The organism is Streptococcus pasteurianus (genome assembly GCF_004843545.1).
GTDB lineage: Bacteria > Bacillota > Bacilli > Lactobacillales > Streptococcaceae > Streptococcus > Streptococcus pasteurianus.
Genome location: NZ_CP039457.1, coordinates 1,165,527 through 1,188,383 on the forward strand (window position 1 = coordinate 1,165,527; position 22,857 = coordinate 1,188,383).

The window sequence follows — 22,857 nt, forward strand, 5'->3', positions numbered from 1 at the left end:
ATTAAAATACTTTAATTTTCCTTTAAATACGCTTCGATAACTTGGAAAACGCCTGATTTGGTATTAGCTGGTGCAATAAATCTGGCTGTTTCTTTCACGCGCTCTGTCGCATTTTCCATAGCATAAGAATGATAAGCCAAAGACAACATGGCTAGGTCGTTATCTCCATCGCCAAATGCCATAAGTTCATCTGGGCTAATGTCAAAAAGTGTCATGATTTGCTTTAATCCCCAAGCTTTATCAATATTTGGTAGGACAACATCAAGCGCTCCAAAACCGCTTGCCATTAGCACCAAGTCAGGAAATTCACGCCTAAAATCGTTGGTTACCTTTTCTTCTGCTGACATTGGAACCTTCATGGTTATCTTATTAATGGCTTCTTGTGGCATTTCAGACATATTATCAAGTAAAATCACATTCGGAAAGCTGTTATTATAGTAATCCAAACTGGCTTTATCTGCTAAGTTATCGCATGAAAAAGCCCCTTTGGTCATATAAGAATGCTCTGGCGATGAAACAACAACATGATAGTCATCAAAATGATGTTCATAGTAAGCAAACAAATGCTCCAACTGCTTCTCACTCAGATTTTTTAAAATCTTGGTCTCATTTTTCACAATAACGTGACTGCCATTGCCGACAACGTAAGCCAATCTATCTGATTGCTCACCAAAAATATGACGCATCCGCGAAATCTGATTACCAGTTGCCACGACAAATAAAATCTCACGTTTTTCTAATTCTTCAAGTATTTTTTCAAATCGCTCAATGTCATATCGCCCATTTTCATCTAAAAAAGTTCCATCCATATCAACTGCGATCATTTTTATCATAAGTCTATTACTCCTCACCATTCACTAAAACATTAACTCATTATATCATGAATTACAAAAAAGAGAAAACGCTTCAAACACTACTGAATTCACTCTAAAGTCAATCAATGAAAGGGCAACATCTGCACAAAATTTATAAAGCGCTTTTCTATTACTTAACCAAATTCAACTATATAAAATTTGTCTATAATTTCATTAGTTTACTATCACTTTATAGTAATAAAAGAAACATTACAACAATTCTTTTATTTCTTTCAACTTTAAAAAAACTTCCGCCAAAAGACGGAAGTTCCAGGAGTTCACATATTTTATACCGATTAACTATTTTGAGTTGATTCTTCGATGGCTTTTTGTCCATTGGTAGCTAAAACTTCCTTGTACCAATAAAAGCTATCTTTCGGTGTACGATTAAGAGTTCCTTTACCTTCATCATCCATGTCAACATAGATAAAGCCATATCGTTTACGCATTTCACCTGTACCTGCTGAAACAATATCAATACAACCCCAAGTTGTGTAACCAATGAGGTTAACGCCATTAGCAATCGCATCTGCCATGGCATTAATATGAGCACGGTGGTAATCAATACGATAATCATCGTGAATTGACCCATCTTCTTCAACCGTATCAAAGGCACCAAGACCGTTTTCAACAACCATTAATGGAACTTCATAACGATCATAAATCTTTTCAAGGTAATATTGAAGACCAACTGGATCATGTGCCCAGCCCCAATCAGAGTAAGTTAAATAAGGGTTTTTAGCACCTGCCGAGAAGTTACCAGATACCTGTTCACCACCTTCGTGAGTTGTCACATTGTTTGACATATAATATGAGAATGTGTACATATCAACTGTGCCGCGTTTCAAATCTTCAAGATCTTCTTCTGTAATATCTAAGTTAACATTGTGTTCTTTCCAAAGACGTTTCGCATAAGTACCGTATTTTCCTTTTACTTGAACATCCCCACAATAATAAATACCAGATTCCCATTTATGTTCGTTAGCTAGAATATCTACCGGATCACAAGTACCTGGATAGAATGTGATACCACAAATCATGTTACCAATCATAAAATCAGGATTGATAGCATGCCCAAGTTGTACTGCTTTGGCTGACGCTACGAATTGGTTATGTAGAACTTGATAACCTTCTTGGTAGTCGGCATCGCTTGCCTTTGCCCCAAACATATCAAGGAACATTGTCGTATTATTAATTTCATTGAAGGTTAACCAATATTTAACTAAACCTTTGTATTCATTGAAAATCACTTCACAATAGCGAACATAAAAATCAATGAGTTTTCGATTTTTCCAACCGCCATAGTTTTCTTCCAAGGCAAGTGGAGTATCAAAATGCCAAATTGAAACTAAAGGTTCAATATTATACTTACGACATTCTTCAAAAACTGAACGATAGAAATCTAACCCAGCTTGATTAGGCTCCTTATCATCACCGTTTGGAAAAATACGAGCCCAAGAAATAGACAAACGAAAAATTGAGTAACCCATTTCAGCAAACAATTTAATGTCTTCTTTATAACGGTGATAGAAATCAACTGCTACATGATTAGGGTAATGTTCAGTGTCAAGTACAGCATACTTAGCACCTTCTGGAATTTTACCATTATGTCCCATTGCTGAGACTTTACCAGGTTTACCATCTTTATCAATATACGTCATATAACGTGGTGCATCCACACTACCACCTGTTGTCACATCAGTCGCAACAAGTCCACGACCGTCCTCGTTATAAGCACCTTCGGCTTGGTTAGCAGCAATAGCCCCTCCCCAAAGGAAGTTTTTTGGAAATGTTTTTGTCATATATCGTTTTCCTTCTTTCAATTAAGTATAATAATATTATATTGTTATTTGAAAGCGTAATCTTGCATTATCATCTTATAAATTAATACTATCACATTAAGAATAGATTAATGATATCTGCAACTACTTGATAACCCGCTACTGTCAAATGAAGTCCATCAAGTGTCAAATCACGTTTTAATTGACCAGACTCATCACAAAGCAAATCATGAACATCAAGCCAATATACCTTATCATTGGTCAATTCACTAAGATAAGCATTCAATTGTGAAATGCTATGATTGGTACGAAGACTTGGAGTACGTATAAATTCGGGAGATTCATTTATTGGAAAGACAGACATTAAAACAATATCTGTTTCTGGTAATTGATTATGAATCTCCAAAATGATTGTTTGAATGGTTTGATAAACCTCTTCCGGTCTACGAGTTTTTAAATCATTAGCGCCAATCAAAAGAAACACTCTATTGGGGTTCAAATCAATCACTTGACTATCAAGGTGCTTCAAAAGCTGTTGACTAGTGATACCATGAATCCCACGATTATATAATCGCACAGTTGACGTTAGTAATTCATGAACCGGAAAGAATTCCGTAATGGAATCACCGACAAATAGAATATTAGGATGTGAAACACTTTTATTAAGGGCTGCATATTTTTCCCGTAATTTATTCTGTTGATCCACTAAAATAAACTGACGGTACTCCTGCACATCAGCTTTATGATAAAGTTTTTGAAATTCTATCATCCAATTTCTCCCGTAATGATTTTTTCAATAGCTGTTAGTACACCATTTTCAGCATTTGACGGGATAATATAATGCGCTGCATTTTTGACTTCCTGAGAAGCATTTGCTACAGCAAAGGAATATTTTACTAACGTTAGCATTTCAATATCATTTCCACCATCACCAAAAACTGCAATTTCTTCAGACTTAATACCATATTTGGTCATCAATACTTGCAACCCCCAAGCTTTATGAATTCCTGTCTGAATAATATCTACAGCACCGAAACCACTTGAAACAGCTCGTAAGTTACCATGAAATTCTTGATTAAAACGAAGTGTAACCTCATCAATTTCATCTAAGTCAATCATCATGGTAATTTTAACGATTTGGTCTTTCGGGCGCTTTGCAAAATCTTCTAGAAAAACGAGGGTCGAAAAAAATTGATGTAATTCATCTTGAGAAATTGAATAAGTATCTGATTCAAAAATCGTTCCTTCTAAAACATAAGATGCCTTGATACCTGATAAAATAACACGATAGGTTCTTAGCTTATCTGCAAAAAAATCAATAACAGCATCTACAAGATGTTCTGATAGAGCTTTTTGTTCTAAAACCCTTCCTTTATCAATGACTAGCGCTCCATTTTCAGCAACATAATCTATATTGCCAGATATATCTGAAAATATGGTCGTTAATCTTTCCAAGCGATTACCACTTGCCACGACAAAAAGAATATTTTTTTCAGTTAGTTGATCTAATAGTTGTTGAAATCTTTCTTTATCGTACCTACCTTGAGGATTTAAAAATGTTCCATCCATATCACTTGCAATCAACTTTATCATAACTTGTTACCTTTTAAAAAATAATTTGATAAAATTTGTAGTACACCATTTTCTTGATTTGATGGCGCCTCATAACAAGCAATAGATTTAATTTCCTGCGGAGCATTTGCCATTGCAAAGGAATACTTTGCTAATTTTAACATTTCAATATCATTGCCTCCATCACCAAATACCATGAGATTTTCTGGTCCATATCCCCAATGATTCAATAGAAAATCAAGCCCCGTTCCCTTGTGAACATGTGAAGGGATTACATCAATACAGCCAAATCCGCTAGAAGTTGCAGCTAACTGATAATCAGCAAAAATTGTATTAATTTCTGTTTGAATTTTAGCAGTTAAGTCATCACGAACTAATAAAGTTACCTTAAAATAACGATCATCTGGAATAGGATGAAGATTATCAACATATTTTAAAACAGGAAGATAATAGCTTAACAACTCTTTTATTTTTTCAGGTGTAGATTTAGGGAGGTATGATAATTCTTTTCCAACTAAGTTAATTACTGTATCAGGGTAGTACTTTTCAATATAGTTTACTAGGGCTGAAACGGCTTCTACAGTCTCAAACTCCTCTTGCAACGTTCTACCATTTTCAATAATATGACCGCCATTTTCAGCAACAAAACTCATCTGATCTTTGTGCTTAGGAAACTGTTGAATAATTTGACGATATTGATTGCCACTTGCCGCGACAAATTTAATATCATCAGTCATAAATTTATCGAATAAATGTTCAAAAAGTACTTTATCGTAGGTTTTAGCATCCGTTAAAAACGTTCCATCCATATCTGTTGCGATTACTTTTATTGTCATAATACTCTCCTTCCACATTCATTATATGCTATCTCCTTGAAAATATCCTTGTTTATTATCAGAAAAACTAATACTATGATATGAAAAAATGATAATTCATAAAAAAATTATCATTTTTTATAATATATTCTAAAACACTACTTGATTGGCATGAGAGGTATTAATTTTAAAATAAGATAGTCTGCCATTGATTCATCTGTATTTGCTAATCTCCATATGACAATAGTCAACTTTTCTCCTTATGGCTTAACTTTCTAAAGTACTTTACCGTTTGAAGAAATAACTTTTTTATACCAATCAAAAGAATCTTTTTTGCTACGTTTTAGTGTTCCTGAACCGTCATTATTTCGATCCACATAAATAAAGCCATAACGTTTTTTCATTTCTCCTGTTGTAAATGAAACACAATCAATACATCCCCAAGGTGTATAACCTATAAGTTCTACACCATCCTCATCAATAGCCTTTTCCATCTCCTTAATATGACTACTTAAATAATCTATACGATATTGATCATGAACTGAACCATCTTTTTCCTTAACATCGATAGCACCAAAACCATTTTCAACAATAAAAAGTGGCTTTTCATAACGCTCATAAAAAATATTCAGCGCATAACGAAGACCAACAGGATCAATTGCCCATCCCCAATCAGATTCTTTGATATAAGGATTAGTAACTGTATGAGAATTTGAAGCCTCAACAGCGTTAGAAATATCACGATTAGCAGTTGAATCAACGGTGTTAGTCATATAATATGAGAATCCGATATAATTAACAGTCCCTTCAGCTAAGATTCGCTTATCTTCTTCAGTAATAGGAATATTGAATCCTTTGCGTTCAAACATCTTGAGGACATAAGCAGGATAATGTCCACGTACTTGCACATCACAGAAAAACCATTTATCATGCATCGCTTGATGTGCTAGAAGTACATCTTCTGGACGTGAAGAATAAGGATAAGTCGGTACCATAGCAATCATATTTCCGATTTGAAAATCTGGATTGATTTCCTTGCCAATTTTTACAGCCAATGCTGAAGCAACCAAGGTATGGTGTGCACAAATATACATTGCTTCTTCAGGATTCTTATAGTCTCCAAAATGAACTCCTGAATTTGTCCAACCAAAAATATCATTAGCATAATTCATTTGATTATTAATTTCATTAAAGGTCATCCAGTACTTTACTTTTGACTTATATCGTTTAAAACATACCTCTGCAAACTTTACAAAATGATTAACTGTTTCACGATTCATAAAACCGCCGTTTGTCTTCGCCAATTCATAAGGCATTTCAAAATGTGATAATGTGATTACTGGTTCAATACCGTATTTCAACAATTCATCAAAGACCTCATCGTAAAACTGTAATCCTTCTTCTTCAGGTTCTGTTTCAAATCCCGTTGGAAAAATCCGAGACCAAGCAATACTTGTTCTAAAGCATTTAAAGCCCATTGCTGCAAAAAGTGCAATATCTTCCTTGTAACGATGATAAAAATCAATTCCAATATGATTAGGATAATAATTACCTTCGATCACCCCATTTGTGATAACACGTGGTATACCATGAGCACCAGCTGTCATGACATCAGCTACGCTTAAACCTTTAGAGTTTTCAAGAACACCGCCTTCAAATTGGTGAGCAGCTAAAGCGCCACCCCAAAGAAAATTTTTCGGAAAAGTCATCATTAAACTCCTTTTAAATATCATTGTATCTAGTAGTAAACAAAACTAATGATTTACAGAATAATAAATATATGCAAGAAAATTATTTTTTATCAAAAAATAATATTTAGCACAAGCCCCGCTAAAGAGCCTCCTACAAATGCAGCTATAACATTAACCCACGACTGATAGATTTTTCCACCTGATAATAATCCGTGAATATAAACACCAATACCAGTTGCTAGCCCCATGTCAATAAAAACATCTCCAGATTGTGTAATAAAAGAATAATCCATACCATGGTTAAGTAACCAAATTGGTCCGATAATAATAAATGCAGCTAGAAATCCTCCAAAGGCTTTCCACTTTAGAACTAATCTTCCCCAAATGGATAAAATCACAAAAGGTAAAATAAAGCCTCCAAGCATTGTCAACAACATTTGACTAATTGTCATTTTTTCTTCTCCTTAACTCCTGTAAATAATGAACACTAAATCCTGCTAAAATTGCCCCAATTGTTACAAGAAACATTGTCATAAAACTTTTTGCAACGCCATTCCAGCCACAATCAATAGCATCGCGAATAAATACTGCTGTAGAAATACCAAGTCCCATATCAACTCCAATATCTCCACAATTGAGCTTGACCATTCCCTTATAGTGAACGATATACCACAAAGGAAAAATAGCAATAATAGCTGCTATAAAACCTGCTAAATAACCAAAAGGGCTGGCAAAATACGACCAAATAGTAGGGACCAGAACACCTGCTAAAAAATATCCTAAAGTCGCTACCAAATATCGATGATACTTTTGAATAATTTTTTTAGTATTATATTTCAAGTAATTACACCCCCTTCTAACGTTTTTAGTTTAACATTTGCTATAATAAAATAGTGAGAATAATGACATTTTAGAACAGTGTTTTATTTTTTGAGTTTATTAACTATGATTTTTTAAAACAACGTTTCAACCTGTATCAATTTTTAAAAGGAGACTTATGTTTTTAATTGAAAAAATGGAAATATTTCCTTTCTCTACAAATGAACGCCACATTGTTAACTACCTCTTATCAGAAAAGCAGTCGATTGAGGGAATGAGTACTGCAGATATTGCTAAAGCAACATATTCTTCTAAATCAGCTTTAGTCAGAATCGCTAAAAAACTTGACTTTAGTGGATGGGTTGATTTTAAAAAAGCTTTTCTAACTGAGTTATATTACCTAGATAAACTTACCCAAAGTGTAGATGCTAATCTCCCTTTTTCTAAGCAAGATAACTTAATTACAATTGCCAATAGAATTGCTAAGTTAAAACAAGAAGCAATATTAGATACCGTTTCTCTTTTAGACAATGCTACACTAGAACAAGCAGTCAATTTACTTGAACAAGCAAAAAGTATACATATTTTCGCTGCTAGTAATAATCTTCTAAATGCACAAGAATTTCAACATAATATGAAACGCATTCAAAAGGATGTTCATGTTCATCAGTTACATGGCGAAATTCTTTTTGATGCTTATTTAGTACCAAAAGAATCTTGTGCTTTGGTTATTAGTTATTCTGGTGAAACACTTTCCTTACAACGTGTCATGAAACTTTTACGTCGTCATCATATCCCTATTATCTTGCTGACAAGTCTTGGGGAAAATAAATCAACTAATCTCACAAACTGTATCTTACGTCTAGCAACTCGTGAAAAACTTTATTCAAAAATCGGCACTTTTTCTACGGATGCTTCAATCACATATCTCTTAGATTTACTTTATTCAGGAGTATTTGCTCAAAATTATGAAAATCGATTAGCATTAAGAATTCACGCGTCACAACTTATCGAGTTTGAGCGAACATCAAGTTCTAAAATTCTAAATGAAGCAGAAGAAGAGTAACTTGTTTTCATCTTCGTCTCCCACTTGGTTCTTTCGCGACAAATACAGCAAACAACTCACCGAATTCAAAGAACTCCACGACTTCTCAGCATCTGCTGACGTCCCAGAGAATTAACGAAAATCCCTATATTACAAAATAATATAGGGATTTTTGAGGGCTAAAAAAGATTAATCATTCCACTAATACCAATAACGACATAAGTTACTTTTCGGACAATTTTTTCATTTATTTTAGGAATCAAATAGACACCTATCTGACTTCCTAAAATAATTCCTATACCACCAAAAAAGACATATGAAAAATCATTTAGCGATAACCAATTTTGGGCAATTCTCAATATTGTTAAATAAAATGCATTGATAAAAAAGAAGGTTTGAATTTGGGCAAGGTATTCCTCCTGTGTATCTGTTTGATTTCAAAAGTAAATGACCACTAATGGACCACCTATTCCAAAAAGACCATCACAAATACCAGATAAAAGAATAAAAACCACTTTTGTTAACTTATTTAAATTAATTTTTTGATTTTTATCAAAAATTAAATAATAACTTGCTAGTATAAGCAAAAATAGCCCAAAAATCCTTTGCAAAATAGCACTATTAACTTCTTTACCAATCATTAAAGCTAAACTACTAGCAGTCATATACAGAATTGTTGGAAAGAACAGTTCTTTCACTTTAATAATATGACGGAATTTAATTATCATACCTACACAAAGAAAAAGGGCAATAACTCCAGTCATAGCTGAACTTTTCAAAATAGGGAAATAATTTGGCAATACCAGCACCAAATCCAGTTAACCCTTGCAACAAACCTGCCAGTATCGCTACTATAAAAATAATATTATTCATATGTATTACCACTATCACATAATTTAAACTGTTGCCATGGTTTCAATAAATCCAGTATCAGCACATTGTTCTGTTTAATTCTGCCAACAAGATTAAAGCTACCATCATTTGGGCGGTCTTTTAGTACAATCTGTAATTCTCCCTTGTACTGACCAGCTGCATTATTACAAATCGTAATGTCACCTTTTTTCAAAGATTGTATGTCATGTGTTGGAAAATTTGAGTCTTTATAAGTAATACGCGTTTCTGACGACCGAATCATATAGCCAGAATAATCTCCACGATACATGTGTAAAGGGGTGACAATAACATCTTTTTCTACTTCTGTCACATTTTTAGCTAAATGAACCGGCAACATTGGAACAGATGAATAAAATACGTGATAGACTGCTGCTAACTCTTCTTTAGGTAAAAATGACGAGCTGATAATAATATCGTCTATCACATCTGTCATTTTAAGCAGTTGAACTTGTTCTGTTATGGGTAGCTGTCTTTGAATTTCTGTGCTCACCATCAAGTTAGATACCGGCCATGGACCGACCGAACCATTCATTGAATCAACAAAGGCTGCTGTGCGCAAATGATGTGATTTATATTGCCCTGCAGTTTGCACAAAATAATCAAAGTCCAAGCCTGTATAAGTTTGAGGATAAAAATTATGTGAGCCAATTATCCGATTCTTATCAGCTCCAAAATCCATGACCATATCAATGTAATGTTGCCCTCGTGAAATATTGAGTTCGATTAAAATTCCAAAAGGATTCATTGCCATTCTGGCTTCTTCAAGTCCCGTAAACCCTTCATCTAACCGAACAGACCAAATACCTAAATCACTAAAAAATTGCAAATCCTGATAAGAAATGCCGAGTTTTGCAAACAATTTAGGATTAACATCAAGCGACGTTTTCATCCCGAGTTGATTTCCGTAGTCAATGATTTCTTTAAATCTTCCAATTGTTTCACTTGGATTATCTGCTACCTCTAACATCGAGGTAAAAATACGTTGATAACCTATCTCAGCCGCTTGCGCTATATAATCTTTCATCTCAGTTAAATTTGATTTTGATGGATAGATAGAAATTCCTAATTCTCCCATATTTTCACGTCCTTTCTATGAAAAAGAGTGGGCTTAACCACTCTCATTATTTTAAGCTTCGACACCTTCTTCTTTAAGAAGTTGGTTGTCATACATTTTAAGGAATGGGAACCAAACCAAGAATGCAGCTGCCGCACAGACAAGGGCTGTAAGTAAGGCACCAACACTACCACCTGAACCAACATAGGCACCTAAACCAATTGGGGTTGGCCATGGTGTTTGAATGATTGATACGGCAGCAAATCCAATCTTAACTGACCAGTAACCAATTGTTGCAGTAACAATTGGTGCAAGTATAAACGGCAATGCAAGTACTGGGTTATAGACAACTGGAAGACCAAAGATTAATGGTTCATTGATATTGAAGATGGCAGGCCCCATAGCTGCACGTCCAAGCATTTTAAGTTGAGATGATTTAGCCGCAAAAGCCAACCATACACAAGCAAGGAGCATCGCACCAGAACCACCGATTGTGACATATGAATTTGTAAATTCACCAGCGTATGCGATATGTGCACCGTCAACGTTTTCTGCCATATTTGCTAAAAGGATTGGGTTAACAAGCCCCATAACGATATTTGCACCATGAATACCAACAATCCACAAAGCGTGAACAAGGAGGTAAATAACCACAATACCAAGCCATGAATTGGCAATGTTCTTAACGAAACTAAATGGAATAGCAACAACGTTGTAAATATCAGTACCTAAAACAACAAAGATACCGTTAATAACAAGAACAACAATGGCTACAACACCTGCTGGAATCAAAGCTGAGAATGAACGTGAAACACCTTCTGGAACAGCTTCTGGCATTTTTACAACCCAGTTGCGTTTGATACATGTTTTATAAAGTTGAACAGCAAGAATTGACATCAAGATAGCCGTAAACATACCTGATGTTGACAAACGATCCAAGCTATTACCACCGATTGTCCAACCATTGATAGTAGTACCGTCAACGTTAAGGTAATCAAACGCACCATTTGAGACTAACAATTCTGGAATGGTTAAGAAGAAAGCAAATACAGAAAGCAAAGCACCATAAACAGGATCTACATTCAAGTCATCTTCTTCTGCAAAAATTTTAGTATATTCATAACCAATAACAATGGCAAAGTAAAGAGATAAAATTCCCATAGTACAGTTGTAAGCTTGCAAGTATAGTGGTGCAATCTTATCAACCGAGTTTGCCCAAAGTGTGGTCAAGGCTGGAATCGGAAATGCTTGTGGGATAATACTCAATACAAGGAACATTGACCCAACAATGGTGAAGGGAATACTTGCCATACCAGCGGCAACAATAGCACGAACAGGACGCCAAGTAGAAACTTTTCCCATTGGTCCCATTAGGTATTTTTCTAGAAATTCAAACATCTTTTACTCCTCCTAAAAACTATAGAATGTTTGTGATTGATTAATTTAGTGATGCCAAATATTGTTGAATACGATAATATTGCTTATCTGAATTGTGATTAATACGTCCTAATTTTACTAGCATCCATGATGCCATAAGAATCCCAAGTAATAACATCACGATAAGAAAGATTTGAGTCGTCGTAGATTCAGATAAGAATGGGTAAAAATAATGATATTGGTTAAACAAAGTCGCTAAAATTAAAACAATATTTACTGCAATAATCAGTTGAAAATACAGTTTTGTCTTAACAGCTGGTTTTTGTTCTCTTGAATACATCCGTGATTGTTCCCACATACAAATGGCACCGAATACAGCCATAAAGAAAGGGATAACAATGAAACTCACATTATCAGTAGAGAAAAACATCAATATCCAATAGAGATTGACAAAGAAGAAAAATGCTACCACATAACGAATTAGGAAATAACGTGTGTAATACATATTTTTTATCCCATTTTCACGTCTTGTTTCATCTAACTTCTTTTTCTCTTGTTCTGTTAAAGCTGCCATCATTTATCCCCTCTCAACTAATTAACTTTTTTATATAATTCTAGCATTTCGAGTGCAACTTCTCGAAGTGTCATTGTTGTCATCAAATGATCTTGAGCATGAACCATAATGATTTCAACCTTAACTTCTTTACCACCTGCGTACTCTTGTAGTAAATTGGTTTGTGCCTGATGAGCTTTCAAAAATTCTTCATTCGATTCCTGTAACTTCTGTTCTGCTAGTTCATAATTTCCTTCACGCATAGCGTCAAAAGCTTCATGAACAATCGTTCGTGCATTACCGGAATTTAAAATAATTTCAAATGCTGCAACTTGTAACTCTTCTGGATTCATATAATCCTTACCTTTCTTTTATTTTAAAAAATAGCGTTCTAAATTCTTCAAATGATTGACAGGCTAACATTTGTTTTTGAAGTTCTGGTTCATCTACCAAATCAACGATTGCAGAAGTCAGCTCTGGCAATCCATCATTTTCATGAATAGACATAGACATTAAAAAGACAATCTTGACTGATGGGTATTCCTCATCCCAGAATAAATCATCTTTGATAAGCGCAACTGCAAAATGATGCTTACAGCCAACAGCTTTCACCGGATGTGGGACTGCAATGCGGTCACCAAAGATAATGGAACTCATTTCTTCACGTCGCTTTATCATATCAAGCAAACGTTTTTCAAACTGTTCATTTTCATTCTTAGAAATGCTCTTAACTAGTTTCTTTAATAACTCATTTTTGGAAATATTGGACAGAATAAAGAAAGAATCTTCTGAAAAATAACCATCAAATACTTCTCTCACACTAAATTCAGATGTTTTGTCTTCCATTTTTCGTAACGACGTTGATGTCTCTAAATGTGAAATACCGTGCTTAATATCTTGCAATTCTTCATCTGTCAAAAAGACTGATACGGTAAAGACTGGAATATTGAAAATCAAATTTGACAAATCAATGGATGAGATGATAAAATCAATGCCTTTCAACTTTTCATCATTAATCTCATAGTAACCTATGACATCTGCAATTAAAATCAGATTTCCCAACTCATTTTCAATCCTACTTTTCAACATCTGTGCGCTACCGTATCCTGTTGCACAAATGACAAGTACATTGTATTTTCGCTGCTCTTTGTAGCGTTCTTTAGCAGCCATAAAATGTAGAGCAATATATGCAATTTCATTTGGCGTTAAAGAAAAAGATTGAAAAGTTGGCATGATGGTAACGAGTTGTTCAGCCAATTGAAACATATCTGGGTAGTTTTTCTGAATTTCCACTGTTAAAGGATTTTCTAATACTACCTTACCTTCTAAGCGAATTAACATAGTTGATAGGTGCGCTAATAATCCCTCGATTAGCTGAAAATCATTTTTAACCTCTGGATCTATTTTCCCAATGCCATCAATAAGCTCTTGACGCATAGACTCTTGCATCTTTTCAGAAATACAACGTGCATTTCCGTGACTTTTTGATATCAAATGCAAGGTGATGTAATCTACTTCTTCTACTGGAAAATCAATTTTAGTTGATACAGACACGCGTTTTAAAATACTGTCCGCAATCTGACGCTCCGGTAGCTCACGTAAATTTAACTCGTCTTCCTCTAAGCTACTGATTTTAAAACCTTCAGTAATACGACGAATAGCTAAAGCGATATGAATAACTAGATTTTGAATAACAAAATCAGATAACTTAAGTCCACCCTCTCGACATTCATCAAGTACAATAATAGTCAATTCTTCAAAAGAAATTCGTTGATTAAGCAATTCATTATCAACATAAGAATGCATCATATCCATAAAACCAGACGAAATAAAATAATCCATAATGAACCGTCTTTTATCGCGTTCTAACCCTGTTACATAGACACCCTTATTTGCCTTGCTTTCAATCTTTAAATGATATGGTTTAAATTTTTGTCTTATTTTTTTTAAATCACTAGATAACGTTGATCGACTAACATACAACTCATCAACTAAATCATCAAAATAAATTTCATTTTGTTCAAATAGAAGTTTGTTTAGTAGATAATTGTAACGATCATTGATATCCGTAATACTATGATAATCAAAATGGTTATCATTGATATGATTTTCTTCCAAAAAATCAGCATAAGCATCATCATCCGAAATACCTAGCTTATAGCCATAACCTTGTTTGGAAATCAAATCGATACCCGAATAATCATCTAATTTTTCAACAAGTGTTTTATAGTAAGTTCTAATTGTTCTGTCCGAACATTTCAAGTGTGTTGCTAATTCTTTGCTCGTCACAAATGTATCCTTATCTTTCATTAGAAATTGGATAATTTGCTTTTCTTTTTTATTTAACACAGAAAAAGGTACCTCCAAACAATGATAGAACTATTATAACACATCTGAATTAGATATTTTCTTTCACCAAAGTAGCCATTTTCTCAATCCCCATTGGAATTGGAATATAAGCTTGTGGTGGGATTTGCACAATCGGTTTGTTTGTTTTCGCTGCCGCGTCAGCTAATTGTTTGAAATTCATTCTAGTTTGTGGGCTAACAAGGTATAAATCATACTTATCAGCTTCGATGCGTTTTTGCCCTTCTGGAACACCAACTGCATCCATTTCAATGTCTTCGCCTTGTTCTTGAAGGAATGTCATTGTCTTTTTGGCAATCATTGATGATGACATACCACCGGCACAGATAATTAAAGCTTTTTTACTCATAATGTAAATCTCCTTTGTTTTTTATTTACACATTTATTTTATAAAAACGCTTACAAAAAGTAAATGTGCTCTTTTTCCTCTTTAATAAGGAAAAAATCCAATAGATACGGAAAAATAAACTTTATAGAATAAATTTTCCGTAATGAATTTGACACAAAATAAAAAAACAGACGATTTTTTCATCTGTTTTTCTTAAATCATCCCTAAAGCTCCTGATAATTGTGCTGGTTGAATATGAATCTCGGTTGAATCCAAATGGTATTCTTTCATCAAAAGCGTCTTGAGCTCTGTATCATTAAGCCTAGATTGCACCGAACAACTCTGTTAAGATTTGCCAACAACTCTAACATTATTTTTTAGCTTGGTATTTTGGCTTAAATCTGGCAGCTTGCCACCATTTGTCATTGTAACCACATAATTATACCCAAATGTTTTGGTTCCCCAAATCTTAGCGTGGAAAGCTTGGACAACTGCCGCAATCAATAAAATAATAAAAATTGTAACGATAATGCCTACCATACTACGCCTCCTTTTTCCCTTATATGGTATTTTTTTATTTTACGCAATTAGTATATTCTTTTTTGAAAGCCCTATCAAACCTTTACTATCAACGGATTTCACGACAATTAAATAGGATAATTCATTTCAAATTTTCAATCAAAAAATCCTCTAAAACGCAGATGTACCAGCACTTCAGAGAATTTTTAAAAAAATTATTTATAAATCAGTTTGCAAATCAGAATCGTTCCTGCTAGTGTTGCTGACATACTATTGGCAGCAATTAAAGCAATATCAGAAATTGAAATACCATGCGCTAGCCAAAGTAACATTCCCGTCACAGACATGCTGTACATACCCAAAGAAATTGATTCTGTATCTTTCGTTTTTAATACCTTTATCACTTGAGGAATAAAACCCAGTGTGGTTAATGAAGCAGCAATTATTCCAATCATACTTTATCCTTTTCTCTAACAAAAAAACTCCATAAGGCAGGAGATTGCAGCCTCATAAAAGTTCTAAACCGATTAAATATCTTCACCATTTGAAGCAATGACTTTTTGATACCAGTTAAATGATAGCTTCGGTGAGCGTTTATAAGTACCATTACCATCATCATCTTTATCAACGTAGATAAAGCCATAACGCTTGCGCATTTCACCCGTACCAGCTGAAACAAGGTCAATGCAACCCCAAGGTGTGTAGCCAATCAAGTCAATACCGTCCTCATCAACAGCTTTAATCATTTCTTTGATATGAGCACCAAGATAAGCAATGCGATAATCATCGTGCACCATACCATCAGCCTCAACTTGGTCAATCGCACCAAAACCATTTTCAACAATAAAGAGCGGTAAATGATACATATCCGTAAACCAGTTCAAACTGTAACGTAGCCCTTCTGGATCAATTTGCCAATCCCATTCTGATGCTTTTACATATGGATTTCGAACCAAATCTTCTGTTTCTAAATAATCAAAGTGTGGATTGTTATCGCGGTGTGCATCAATCGCAAATGACATATAATATGAAAAACCGATATAATCAACTGTGCCAGCCGTCAAATCAGCCAAATCTTCTTCTGTCACATCAACCTTGATTTCTTTACGTTGCCAGTATTTCAAAATATGATTTGGATAATAGCCATGCACATGAACGTCAGCGAAATAATAACGTTTTTCCATTGCTTTTTGAGCCATTAAAATGTCTTTTGGATTGCAAGTTGCTGGATAAATAGGACACATAGCAATCATACAACCAATTTGAAAATCAGGATTGATTTCATGACCGATTTTAACCGCACGCGCTGACGCTACCAATTCATAATGCGCAGCTTGATACATAATCGCTTCGCGGTCATCACCCTCTTTATAAACAATCCCAGAATTCGTAAACGGTGCAAAATCTTCTTGGTAATTGGCTTGGTTATTAATCTCATTAAACGTCATCCAATATTTGACTTTGTCTTTGTAACGACGGAAACACGTTTCGGCAAAACGGACAAAGAAATCAATCACTTTACGATTAGTGAAACCACCGTATTCTTTTACCAAATGGAAAGGCAACTCAAAGTGTGATAAGGTCACAACTGGCTCAATGCCATATTTCAAACATTCATCAAACAAATCATCATAGAATTGCAAACCAGCCTCATTCGGCTCTAACTCATCACCATTTGGAAAAATTCGTGTCCATGCAATCGACGTACGGAAACATTTAAAGCCCATTTCAGCAAACAGGGCAATATCTTCCTTGTAATGATGATAAAAATCAATCGCTTCATGGTTTGGATAATATTTTCCTTCGATAACACCATCAGTAATCTCACGTGCAACACCGTGGCGCCCAGCGGTCATCACATCAGCAACGCTTAGACCTTTACCGCCTTCTTGCCAACCGCCTTCAAGTTGATGAGCGGCAACTGCGCCACCCCATAAAAAGTTTTCTGGTAATTTAGACATAACATAACCTCCTCGATTAATACAAGAATATTATAGCAAGCGGTTACAAAAACGAGAATAGAAAAAATTTCCTAAACTATTAGGAAATTTTTAACATCTTTATTTATGTTTGAGCAGCAAGACAAGCTCCCATACCAATAAAAGAGCAGCAAGACCAAAAAGACATTTGGAAATTTCTTGCATTGCGACATTAAAACTAAGCAAAGCTGCGGTTAACATAACTGCCAGAAATAAAATGCTCACAACAAAGCGATTGGCTATTTGACTGACGGTCTTAATACGATTTTTATAATCATAAATATCATGATTGATTAAAATCCGACCATTGAGCATCTGTTCAAGTAACTGATTAAGCCGACGCGGAATATTTTTCCCATTTTTCAATTGATAAAAGAGCTCAATCAATAATGTTTCCTTGTTCAGGGCCTGTTTTAACATATCAGGTCCCATATTTTCTAGAAAATAATTTTTAGCAAGCGTCATCAAGTCAATTTCTGGCGCTAATTCGCGGAAAATCCCTTCAATTTGTAGCGCAGCTTTTTCTAGAATCGTAATCTGTGGCGAAGCCTTCAAGCCATTTTTGACGAAAACGTCCAGCAAATCTTCCAATAAATCTGTGATAGACAAGACTCCCAAATCCAAACTAGAATATTTTGCCAGCATTCGTTCAACGTCTTGGCTAAGCGCTGTTTTATTTATTGAAGTATCAAAACTTGTAACAGACAAAATGCCCTGCATCATCCCTTCGACATCTTGTGCCGTAAAGCTGTAAAGAATATCATTTAACGCTACGCGCATGCCATTTTCTAAATTCCCCATAATTCCAAAATCAATAAAATAAATTTTTCCTTCAGAAATCAAAAGATTTCCTGGATGCGGATCACCGTGAAAATAGCCATCTTTAAAAACTTGCTTAATAAAGCTAAGCATCAGTTTCTTGCCAATATCTTCCAAATCATAACCAGATTTAATCAATTCTTCATAATGATTAATAGGAACCCCTGAAATATACTCCTCGACAACCATACGTGGCGTGGTATATTCGTCAAAAACTTCTGGAATAGCGATGCTTTTTATTGATTGATTTAACTCAGCAAAAGTAATCATTGCTTGCGCTTCGTTACGAAAATCGATTTCTTTCGTCAAGCTGTCCTTGAGCTGCTGCAAAACCTCTGATAAATTAACCATGGGCAACATTGCCTTAGGAATGCGCCGCGACAAGCCAATCAACAATTCTAAATCTTCTTCGATAATTTCTGGTAAATGCGGTCGCTGAATCTTGATAACAACTTCTTTGCCATTAAGCAAAGTAGCTCGATGTGTCTGAGCAACCGAGCCACTTGCCAAAGGCTCTGAAGAAATGTCCGCAAAAACTTCCGAAATAGGTACTGACAACTCTGCGGCAATTGCCTCCATGACAACATCTTGAGGTAATGGAAGAACATCACTTTGCAGCTTGCTTAATTCTCTAATATAAGCCTCAGGAAATAAATCACTTCTCGTTGAAAGAATTTGTCCAATTTTGACAAAGCTAGGACCTAATTTTTCAAAAGCTAAACGTAATTTACGTGGTGTTGACTTATCTTCTATAGGTTTTCTTTTTTCTTTTAGCGTTATTAAACCAACTGAGCTAAAAACTCTAATGATTTCCCTTAAGCGCTTATGTGACATAAAACATCCTACTCTTTATCGTCTGATACTGATTGCTTCAAAAGAGCATCCAATTTATCTTCCAGACGGGAAACATCTGCCTTTGTAGCATATTGAACAGATTTTGTTTTGACATCCAGTTGGTCAAATAACTCTTTTGCTTCACTTTCACCTTTTCGTTTTAGTTCAGACTGTAGTTCTTTTCCTTCTTCAACAGTTAAACGACCTTTTTCAACCAACTCTTTAACAAAGGTATCAGCCTTTTCTAAAGTCATTGAAGTCAAACCAATACCAGCTAACAAAACTTTTTTCAATTCATCCATAATTATTCCTCCTTGAACAATTATTATTTATAACTATTTACTATCTCATTCTACTACTTTTCACTCAAAATAGCTAAAAGAAATTAAGCATTTCATGTAATTTTCTGATAACATAGTAATATTTTTCTCAAAAAAATAAAACTCCGCTTAAACCAAAGGAGATTACGATGTCTTGCGGAGTTTGTAAGGGTATAAGAGGTCGTGTTTATCAACACACTAAACCATGCCTAGCCCTGCTATCAATCGCTGAAAGTTGAGAGGCCTTAGCTATGATTCCATTAAATTATAATGCTTTATTTAATATACTGCTAACATTATCCTTTCAAATTATGATACTTTACAACGATGTTAAAAAGAAAGTTTTCGGAAAATTTTAAAGTATCCGTTTCCATTTTTGAACTATTTTTGATATAATGACATTATATAATGATACTATAATATTATTGGGATGATTGATATATGAAAAACAATACTGATTTACTAGAAATAAAAATAGATGAAAACAAACATCTCTTGCCATATGACTACTATAGTACTGTCGTTGAGCATGGACGCCCTGATGTCCTTTTTCATTGGCATCCAGAAATAGAAATCAATTATATTTATGAAGGTTCTGCTCGTTTTCACATTGATTATGATTATTTCAATAGTCAAGCAGGTGATATTATCCTCATTCGACCTAATGGAATGCACTCAATTCACCCACTTGCAAACCAAAAACATGTTACCGATACTTTTCGATTTCATCTAGATATGATTGGACATTCTACTGTTGACCAAGTTAGTCTGAGATATTTGCAGCCCTTACAAACCAGTCTCTATAAATTTGTTCCACGAATTCAGCCAGATATGGAAGGGTATGAAGATATAAAAGAATGTCTCTTTACTATTTTTGAACTCTCTAAAAATGAGGGACGCCATTTTGAACTACTCCTAAAATCAAAACTAAACGAATTTTTATATCTTCTTTTTTATCATCGTTATGTTTTACGTAAGAATACTGATGATACTTATCGTAAAAATGAGCAGATTCGTGAATTGATTGATTATATTAACAATAACTATCAAAAAAATCTCTCAATTGACTTTCTATCACAATTTATGGGCTACAGCAAAACACATTTTATGGCAGTTTTTAAGCAACACGCTGGTACATCTTGTACAGAATTCATCATCCAGGTTCGCCTGAATAAAGCCTGTGATTTGTTAATGAATACTTCTGACCCAATTTTAGAAATTGCTACTGCTGTTGGATTCAATAACTTATCTAATTTCAATCGACAATTCAAGCGCTATTACGAACTGACACCCAGCCAATACCGTAAACAATTAAAAAAAGCGCATTATATTGGACCTCATCTATAAAAAGAGTCTGTTCTGTCAATCCTCAGATAAAATGGACAGTTAAAAAAGTTAGTTTTTTAGAAGGTACGCTTACCTAAATTCTAAGGGAGTCATACCTTTTAATTTTTCTTGTCCAAGTTAGAACCTGGTTGTCTGATTTTAACCCATATTTTTTGACAATAGAAGGCATCCCTCCGCTCTTTGCGCTTAGGTAGTCCACTACCTGTAATTTGAACTCGGGTGAATATTTGGTGAACTTGCTTCCTTTTTTGGCCATGAGAAAAGAACCACTTATAATGGACAGTATATAACTTTTTTATACTGTCCATTATAAGTGGTTCTTTTTCATTCCAGACTCTTTTTATAACCTATTTCACAGTAACAACAACACGCTGATAAGCTTTAAGTGTATGCGAACCATCATCTTGAACTTCTAGGATGATATGGAAAGTATCACCAGATTTTGTATCCTTTGGAATAGTAAAACTCACTGTTGTAGTATCCGCATTCTCCAATTCTACTGGATCAACAACTTCACCTTTCTCTAGAGTACGTACCCAACCTAAAGATAAACCTGATTCTTCATCAATCATCTCTGTCGCTTGACTATCTCCTGTATATTCTTTATATGTATCTGCCTCAAAGTGACTTTCTCACCTACTTTTGCGGTTAACTTAGTGCCTTCAGCAACACTTACTTCAGGTGTATGATTAGCATCCTCATAATTTTCAGTAACACCCCAATCAGCACGCGCTGCAAAATCATTATTAATATCTGTAATCCAACGCGTCAAAGTATATTGCGATTCAAACTGATCTGTATAAGGATTATAATCTAACTGAATATTCTGAGAGAGGTTATTGCTAACGATATCGAAACACCCTCCCCAACCACCATAGTTAGGATGCTCCACGTTATTAAGACCATTTTGAAAAAGGTAGAAATAAGAAGGTGAGTCTCCTTCGGAAATAAAATCATATTGATGGTAAGTCGGATTAGCTTTCAAATAATCACTCGAACCACGCTGCTCATCTTCCAACTCTCCATCAATTAGATTCCCATCCCCCATAGAAGCATATAGTTCAAGTAAAGGACCCTTATTATCAAGTATATTTTCTTTTTGCCAATCTGCCTGTAGAGTTTTTGTTAAAGCTTCATTATTTGCTTGCCAGAGATAAGCAAAATACCAGAAATTAGATTGATCATTAAGAACTTGAAGATTTGGCCAAGATTTAGCAATATAATCACTATAGCTATCATCTTGGTCAAGAATAATATAGAGAACTAATTTATCATAAATTTTCTTTTGGATATCTTCCCAGTCATTCGTATCTTTATACGCTTCCTCAATTGACTTAAGGGCACGAGCAGTTGTATTAGTACCTCCCCAAGTTTGAACATAAAGTGGGCGCTCATCTTTATCTAAAAAGAGTTCTTTTAAAAATTCTGACCCTTCTGTTACTTGATCCATCTCCCCCACGTTACTTATATTTCCTATTTTAGTAATATTACGGAGTGTGTTAGCTGTCGGATAACCACTAGCATGTTTTGACAAATTAGGCTGAATCTCTTCATAAGCATCCAACATATCATAAATCCAGTCTGTCCCTGTCCAACGATAAGGTTCAATACCTTTTTCCTCATCCCCAGCATAATGGTAAGTTGAACTTGTCAGTATAATACCTGCAAGGTCCATTTCATTAGAATAATAAAGATAACGAATCATAGAATTCATATCATCGACCTCACCATCAGTAGTGATAACTGTTCTATATTTTTCTAAACTAGTCTGATTATTTGTAACATTTTTCTTTGCGCTTGATGTTGTAGAGGGACTTGTCGAACAAGCTGTCAGACCTAAGCTAAATAAGCCTACTATTCCAAAGACAAGCATTTTCTTCCAATTCATG

The 22,857-nt window shown here is 34.7% G+C and carries 24 protein-coding genes and 1 pseudogene; 2 read left to right on the forward strand and 23 right to left on the reverse strand.

Annotated elements, in window-relative coordinates; translation table 11 throughout:
• Nucleotides 1–11: 11 nt before the first annotated feature.
• The 8 genes from E8M05_RS06170 to E8M05_RS06205 form a co-directional block, all read right to left on the reverse strand.
• Nucleotides 12–833: a Cof-type HAD-IIB family hydrolase gene (locus E8M05_RS06170; protein WP_136596429.1), complete on the reverse strand. Its 822-nt coding sequence runs from the start codon at nt 831–833 to the stop codon at nt 12–14.
• A 317-nt stretch (nt 834–1,150) separates the two neighbouring features.
• Nucleotides 1,151–2,656, reverse strand: coding sequence for a glycoside hydrolase family 1 protein (locus E8M05_RS06175; RefSeq protein WP_003064990.1), 1,506 nt, complete (start codon nt 2,654–2,656; stop codon nt 1,151–1,153).
• 91 nt (nt 2,657–2,747) lie between these two features.
• Nucleotides 2,748–3,404 (reverse strand): GDSL-type esterase/lipase family protein, encoded by a 657-nt coding sequence (locus E8M05_RS06180; RefSeq protein ID WP_003064992.1) that lies wholly within the window; start codon nt 3,402–3,404, stop codon nt 2,748–2,750.
• Complete coding sequence (locus E8M05_RS06185) at nt 3,401–4,228, reverse strand: Cof-type HAD-IIB family hydrolase (RefSeq protein ID WP_136596430.1); 828 nt, start codon at nt 4,226–4,228, stop codon at nt 3,401–3,403. Before E8M05_RS06185 ends, E8M05_RS06180 begins: the two co-directional genes overlap by 4 nt.
• Entirely contained in the window at nt 4,225–5,043 is an 819-nt protein-coding gene (locus tag E8M05_RS06190; RefSeq protein WP_048791442.1) for a Cof-type HAD-IIB family hydrolase, read from the reverse strand. The genes E8M05_RS06185 and E8M05_RS06190 overlap by 4 nt, the downstream gene beginning before the upstream one ends.
• Before the next feature lie 254 nt (nt 5,044–5,297).
• Nucleotides 5,298–6,731, reverse strand: coding sequence for a 6-phospho-beta-glucosidase (locus tag E8M05_RS06195; protein WP_117508671.1), 1,434 nt, complete (start codon nt 6,729–6,731; stop codon nt 5,298–5,300).
• 92 nt (nt 6,732–6,823) lie between these two features.
• Nucleotides 6,824–7,165 carry a Lin0368 family putative glycerol transporter subunit gene (locus E8M05_RS06200; protein ID WP_003065001.1) on the reverse strand — a complete coding sequence of 114 codons (342 nt, stop codon included), beginning with the start codon at nt 7,163–7,165 and terminating at the stop codon, nt 6,824–6,826.
• Nucleotides 7,155–7,553: a Lin0368 family putative glycerol transporter subunit gene (locus E8M05_RS06205; RefSeq protein ID WP_003065003.1), complete on the reverse strand. Its 399-nt coding sequence runs from the start codon at nt 7,551–7,553 to the stop codon at nt 7,155–7,157. The genes E8M05_RS06200 and E8M05_RS06205 overlap by 11 nt, the downstream gene beginning before the upstream one ends.
• 157 nt (nt 7,554–7,710) lie before the next feature.
• Here E8M05_RS06205 and E8M05_RS06210 point away from each other — a divergent pair, with 157 nt between their 5' ends.
• Nucleotides 7,711–8,598, forward strand: coding sequence for a MurR/RpiR family transcriptional regulator (locus E8M05_RS06210; RefSeq protein ID WP_117508669.1), 888 nt, complete (start codon nt 7,711–7,713; stop codon nt 8,596–8,598).
• 416 nt (nt 8,599–9,014) lie between these two features.
• On the opposite strand, the gene E8M05_RS06225 is transcribed toward E8M05_RS06210, so the two are convergent.
• From E8M05_RS06225 to E8M05_RS06280, 12 genes are all read right to left on the reverse strand, one after another.
• Nucleotides 9,015–9,386: a TSUP family transporter gene (locus E8M05_RS06225; protein WP_267899342.1), complete on the reverse strand. Its 372-nt coding sequence runs from the start codon at nt 9,384–9,386 to the stop codon at nt 9,015–9,017.
• Nucleotides 9,387–9,442: 56 nt separating this feature from the next.
• Nucleotides 9,443–10,546: a DUF871 domain-containing protein gene (locus E8M05_RS06230; protein ID WP_048791446.1), complete on the reverse strand. Its 1,104-nt coding sequence runs from the start codon at nt 10,544–10,546 to the stop codon at nt 9,443–9,445.
• 51 nt (nt 10,547–10,597) lie between these two features.
• Nucleotides 10,598–11,923, reverse strand: a complete 1,326-nt coding sequence (gene celB / locus E8M05_RS06235) for a PTS cellobiose transporter subunit IIC (protein WP_048791447.1) — start codon at nt 11,921–11,923, stop codon at nt 10,598–10,600.
• Nucleotides 11,924–11,963: 40 nt separating this feature from the next.
• Nucleotides 11,964–12,476, reverse strand: a complete 513-nt coding sequence (locus tag E8M05_RS06240) for a hypothetical protein (protein ID WP_231097578.1) — start codon at nt 12,474–12,476, stop codon at nt 11,964–11,966.
• Between the two features lie 17 nt (nt 12,477–12,493).
• Nucleotides 12,494–12,808 carry a PTS cellobiose transporter subunit IIA gene (locus E8M05_RS06245; RefSeq protein WP_003065011.1) on the reverse strand — a complete coding sequence of 105 codons (315 nt, stop codon included), beginning with the start codon at nt 12,806–12,808 and terminating at the stop codon, nt 12,494–12,496.
• Nucleotides 12,809–12,815: 7 nt separating this feature from the next.
• Nucleotides 12,816–14,804 (reverse strand): BglG family transcription antiterminator, encoded by a 1,989-nt coding sequence (locus E8M05_RS06250; protein WP_136596433.1) that lies wholly within the window; start codon nt 14,802–14,804, stop codon nt 12,816–12,818.
• Nucleotides 14,805–14,853: 49 nt separating this feature from the next.
• The gene (locus tag E8M05_RS06255; protein WP_003065015.1) at nt 14,854–15,171 is read right to left on the reverse strand and encodes a PTS cellobiose transporter subunit IIB; all 318 of its coding nucleotides are present in this window, start codon (nt 15,169–15,171) and stop codon (nt 14,854–14,856) included.
• Nucleotides 15,172–15,495: 324 nt separating this feature from the next.
• Nucleotides 15,496–15,690 (reverse strand): hypothetical protein, encoded by a 195-nt coding sequence (locus E8M05_RS11500; protein WP_233437499.1) that lies wholly within the window; start codon nt 15,688–15,690, stop codon nt 15,496–15,498.
• A gap of 194 nt (nt 15,691–15,884) precedes the next feature.
• Entirely contained in the window at nt 15,885–16,124 is a 240-nt protein-coding gene (locus E8M05_RS06265) for a SemiSWEET transporter (protein WP_003065019.1), read from the reverse strand.
• Nucleotides 16,125–16,196: 72 nt separating this feature from the next.
• On the reverse strand, nt 16,197–17,630 hold the full coding sequence (locus E8M05_RS06270; protein WP_136596434.1) for a 6-phospho-beta-glucosidase: 1,434 nt from the start codon (nt 17,628–17,630) through the stop codon (nt 16,197–16,199).
• A gap of 99 nt (nt 17,631–17,729) precedes the next feature.
• The gene (locus E8M05_RS06275) at nt 17,730–19,301 is read right to left on the reverse strand and encodes an ABC1 kinase family protein (RefSeq protein ID WP_136596435.1); all 1,572 of its coding nucleotides are present in this window, start codon (nt 19,299–19,301) and stop codon (nt 17,730–17,732) included.
• Between the two features lie 8 nt (nt 19,302–19,309).
• On the reverse strand, nt 19,310–19,603 hold the full coding sequence (locus tag E8M05_RS06280) for a phasin family protein (RefSeq protein WP_069788942.1): 294 nt from the start codon (nt 19,601–19,603) through the stop codon (nt 19,310–19,312).
• A gap of 459 nt (nt 19,604–20,062) precedes the next feature.
• Between E8M05_RS06280 and E8M05_RS06285 the strand changes: the two genes are divergently transcribed.
• Nucleotides 20,063–20,968 carry a helix-turn-helix domain-containing protein gene (locus E8M05_RS06285; protein ID WP_069788941.1) on the forward strand — a complete coding sequence of 302 codons (906 nt, stop codon included), beginning with the start codon at nt 20,063–20,065 and terminating at the stop codon, nt 20,966–20,968.
• 82 nt (nt 20,969–21,050) lie between these two features.
• On the opposite strand, the pseudogene E8M05_RS11505 reads toward E8M05_RS06285, so the two are convergent.
• From E8M05_RS11505 to E8M05_RS06295, 3 genes and pseudogenes are all read right to left on the reverse strand, one after another.
• Nucleotides 21,051–21,224: pseudogene (locus E8M05_RS11505) on the reverse strand (transposase); the annotation flags it as partial.
• Nucleotides 21,225–21,315: 91 nt separating this feature from the next.
• The gene (locus tag E8M05_RS11510) at nt 21,316–21,540 is read right to left on the reverse strand and encodes a hypothetical protein (RefSeq protein WP_233437500.1); all 225 of its coding nucleotides are present in this window, start codon (nt 21,538–21,540) and stop codon (nt 21,316–21,318) included.
• Nucleotides 21,537–22,856 carry a DUF1593 domain-containing protein gene (locus E8M05_RS06295; RefSeq protein WP_233437501.1) on the reverse strand — a complete coding sequence of 440 codons (1,320 nt, stop codon included), beginning with the start codon at nt 22,854–22,856 and terminating at the stop codon, nt 21,537–21,539. Before E8M05_RS06295 ends, E8M05_RS11510 begins: the two co-directional genes overlap by 4 nt.
• Nucleotide 22,857 lies beyond the last annotated feature (1 nt).

Excerpts from the sequence above, each read along its gene's own strand:
- E8M05_RS06170 (WP_136596429.1), bottom strand. The coding sequence starts at position 833 with ATGATAAAAATGATCGCAGTTGATATGGATGGAACTTTTTTAGATGAA.
- E8M05_RS06175 (WP_003064990.1), bottom strand. The coding sequence starts at position 2,656 with ATGACAAAAACATTTCCAAAAAACTTCCTTTGGGGAGGGGCTATTGCT.
- E8M05_RS06180 (WP_003064992.1), bottom strand. The coding sequence starts at position 3,404 with ATGATAGAATTTCAAAAACTTTATCATAAAGCTGATGTGCAGGAGTAC.
- E8M05_RS06185 (WP_136596430.1), bottom strand. The coding sequence starts at position 4,228 with ATGATAAAGTTGATTGCAAGTGATATGGATGGAACATTTTTAAATCCT.
- E8M05_RS06190 (WP_048791442.1), bottom strand. The coding sequence starts at position 5,043 with ATGACAATAAAAGTAATCGCAACAGATATGGATGGAACGTTTTTAACG.
- E8M05_RS06195 (WP_117508671.1), bottom strand. The coding sequence starts at position 6,731 with ATGACTTTTCCGAAAAATTTTCTTTGGGGTGGCGCTTTAGCTGCTCAC.
- E8M05_RS06200 (WP_003065001.1), bottom strand. The coding sequence starts at position 7,165 with ATGACAATTAGTCAAATGTTGTTGACAATGCTTGGAGGCTTTATTTTA.
- E8M05_RS06210 (WP_117508669.1), top strand. The coding sequence starts at position 7,711 with ATGTTTTTAATTGAAAAAATGGAAATATTTCCTTTCTCTACAAATGAA.
- E8M05_RS06230 (WP_048791446.1), bottom strand. The coding sequence starts at position 10,546 with ATGGGAGAATTAGGAATTTCTATCTATCCATCAAAATCAAATTTAACT.
- celB (WP_048791447.1), bottom strand. The coding sequence starts at position 11,923 with ATGTTTGAATTTCTAGAAAAATACCTAATGGGACCAATGGGAAAAGTT.
- E8M05_RS06240 (WP_231097578.1), bottom strand. The coding sequence starts at position 12,476 with ATGGCAGCTTTAACAGAACAAGAGAAAAAGAAGTTAGATGAAACAAGA.
- E8M05_RS06245 (WP_003065011.1), bottom strand. The coding sequence starts at position 12,808 with ATGAATCCAGAAGAGTTACAAGTTGCAGCATTTGAAATTATTTTAAAT.
- E8M05_RS06255 (WP_003065015.1), bottom strand. The coding sequence starts at position 15,171 with ATGAGTAAAAAAGCTTTAATTATCTGTGCCGGTGGTATGTCATCATCA.
- E8M05_RS11500 (WP_233437499.1), bottom strand. The coding sequence starts at position 15,690 with ATGGTAGGCATTATCGTTACAATTTTTATTATTTTATTGATTGCGGCA.
- E8M05_RS06265 (WP_003065019.1), bottom strand. The coding sequence starts at position 16,124 with ATGATTGGAATAATTGCTGCTTCATTAACCACACTGGGTTTTATTCCT.
- E8M05_RS06270 (WP_136596434.1), bottom strand. The coding sequence starts at position 17,630 with ATGTCTAAATTACCAGAAAACTTTTTATGGGGTGGCGCAGTTGCCGCT.
- E8M05_RS06275 (WP_136596435.1), bottom strand. The coding sequence starts at position 19,301 with ATGTCACATAAGCGCTTAAGGGAAATCATTAGAGTTTTTAGCTCAGTT.
- E8M05_RS06280 (WP_069788942.1), bottom strand. The coding sequence starts at position 19,603 with ATGGATGAATTGAAAAAAGTTTTGTTAGCTGGTATTGGTTTGACTTCA.
- E8M05_RS06285 (WP_069788941.1), top strand. The coding sequence starts at position 20,063 with ATGAAAAACAATACTGATTTACTAGAAATAAAAATAGATGAAAACAAA.
- E8M05_RS11510 (WP_233437500.1), bottom strand. The coding sequence starts at position 21,540 with ATGATTGATGAAGAATCAGGTTTATCTTTAGGTTGGGTACGTACTCTA.
- E8M05_RS06295 (WP_233437501.1), bottom strand. The coding sequence starts at position 22,856 with ATGAATTGGAAGAAAATGCTTGTCTTTGGAATAGTAGGCTTATTTAGC.